The organism is Lapidilactobacillus concavus DSM 17758 (assembly GCF_001435835.1).
GTDB classification, from domain to species: Bacteria; Bacillota; Bacilli; order Lactobacillales; family Lactobacillaceae; genus Lapidilactobacillus; species Lapidilactobacillus concavus.
In genome coordinates, this window is the sequence record NZ_AZFX01000021.1 from 1 (window position 1) to 2,531 (window position 2,531).

1 protein-coding gene is annotated in these 2,531 nt (G+C 38.0%); it reads right to left on the reverse strand.

Going from position 1 to position 2,531, the window contains the following annotated elements:
- Window positions 1-157 precede the first annotated feature (157 nt).
- Window positions 158-2,272 (reverse strand): ATP-dependent protease ClpL, encoded by a 2,115-nt coding sequence (gene clpL, locus FC15_RS02605; RefSeq protein WP_057823686.1) that lies wholly within the window; start codon window positions 2,270-2,272, stop codon window positions 158-160.
- Window positions 2,273-2,531: the final 259 nt, after the last annotated feature.

Genomic DNA, 2,531 nt, shown 5'->3' on the forward strand with positions numbered 1-2,531 from the left:
CTATACAATTCAGAAATCTTTTATGCATTTACACAAGATATTTTACGCTCTCTAAAAATCAACGAAAAAAGGATATCGAAAAAAGGATATCTATCAAGCAATCTCCTGCCCAATAAATCTCCTCTTACATAAAGTTATTTATGAACACTGATTTAAGCTAAGCTGCCGATATCACAATCTCAGCATCCACTAAATCAGCCTTCAAGTTTTTGACATCTAAGTGGTCAAGGTAGAAATCCGTTACCTTATCACGAATTTGTTGTTCAATTACTCGCCGTAATGGCCGCGCACCCATTGCTTCATCATAGCCTTGTTCCATCAGCCAATCTTTGGCCGCTTTAGTTACCTCAAGTTTGATGGATTTTTTGGCTAACGTTTTTTGTACATCCGCCAACATCAAATCGACAATTTGACTTAAGTCTTGCTTAGTCAGATGTGAAAATTCCACGATTCCATTAAAACGGTTCAGAAATTCTGGGCGGAAAAATGGTGCTAACTTATCCATTAATGACTGATCTCGTTGCTTGTCACCACTTAATGCTTCATTACCAAAGCCAGCATTAGAAGTAGCAATAATAATCGTATTTTTGAAATTAATGACATTGCCTTGTCCATCCGTTAAGCGCCCATCATCCATCACTTGTAATAGTAACGTTAATACTTGTGGATCAGCCTTTTCAATTTCATCTAATAATACAATGGAATATGGATTACGCCGAACCCGTTCAGTTAGAGTATTAGCATTATCTTCATAGCCTACGTATCCAGCCGAGGTACCAATTAATTTCGACACAGCTGTACGATCAGCATATTCACTCATATCTAGCCGAATAATCGCATTTTCATTTCCAAACATATCTAAGGCTAATTGCTTAGCTAATTCAGTCTTTCCTACGCCAGTTGGGCCCACAAACAGAAAACTTCCAATCGGCTGATCACCCTCTGAAAAGCCCGCACGGTTACGCCGAATTGCTTTTGCTACCATTTCAACCGCTTCATCTTGACCGATTACCTTACTTTTCAGACGCTTATCAAGATTTTTCAAATGCTCAATATCATTAGCGCCCATATCAGAAACTGGTATACCAGTTAAACGTTCAACCGATTGTGCCACATCATCAATCGTGGCAGTTATTTTTTCTTTTTGATCCGTTTCTTTAATTTTTTGCTTGGTTTCCTCGATCGACTTCTTGATATCAGCGGCTTTTTTAAAGTCCTCCGATTTAACGGCGGCCTCCTTAGCTGCCTCTAATTTTTTAACGCGTTGATCCAATGTCTCAACATCAGTTTGAGAATTTTTAGCCGCTAAATGAGCCGCAGTCATGTCGATCAAATCGATAGCTTTATCTGGCAAAGTGCGTTGTGGTATATATTGGATTGAATAATCCACAGCCGCCTTCAAAACATCATCTGGTAATACAACATGATGATGTTTTTCGTACAGCTTTTTAACACCTTGTAATATACGTAAAGTGTCAGCGGCCGTCGGTTCATTAATCACAACATCATTGAATCGCCGTGCCAAAGCCGCATTTTTCAAAATAGTATTGCGATATTCATCTTGAGTCGTAGCCCCGATTACAGTCAGCTCGCCACGTGACAAAGCAGGTTTAATGATATCAGCCAATCCTTTGCCACCATCTTCACCACCAGTGGCACCCGTGCCGATAATCTGATGAATTTCATCGAAGAATAGAATAATATTACCAGCTGCTTTAACTTCCTTTACCAGCTGTTTAATATTTTCTTCAAAAGAACCGCGATATTGAGTTCCTGCTTCCAAAGACGATAAATCAATCGAATAGATTTCTTTATCTTGAATCGTTTCCGGAACTTTACCAGCCACAATTGCTTGTGCCAGACCTTCGACGACTGCAGTTTTACCTACACCGGCATCACCAACTAAGATTGGATTATTTTTCGTTCTACGACTCAAAATTTCTGCAGTTTCTTGAATCTCATTCTCACGTCCAATCACTGGATCTAGTAATCCATCACGAGCCTGTTCCGTCAAATTAGTCCCTAACTTTTCTAAAATCCCTCCTTTTTTAAAAGCCTGTTTACCATCTTTAGATACTTCTATTGTTTTATTATTTTGGGGTAGCTTACCAGTTGATCGGTATTGAGCAAACTCATCTGGTGTCAACGATTTTCCATTAACTAAGTACCGTGCACGCTCCGAATTTTGATTATCCATGCGCCGAAATAATTGATTGAAAACATCATCCATATCATTGTTGAAAAAAGGATCATTTTCGTAGAAATTCGCCATAGTACAACACCTCCATAAAAATTTATATGTGTAACTTAGTGACCATAATATCCTTTAAAACTACAACTGAATCGTATCACGATTTTTATGTATCGTTAAGTAAAGTGCTTATCGGTGTATTAAACGAGATACTTTGAAATACCATTACAACAAACCCTTTCAGGATAAATTGCCGTTAATTAGTATATCAAAATATAATATGTGGTAGATTGCAAATTTAATCCGAATTTTTGGACAAATTTGTCAGCATAACCTGATA

Coding starts and splice junctions, on each gene's coding strand:
- clpL (WP_057823686.1), bottom strand. CDS start 2,272: ATGGCGAATTTCTACGAAAATGATCCTTTTTTCAACAATGATATGGAT.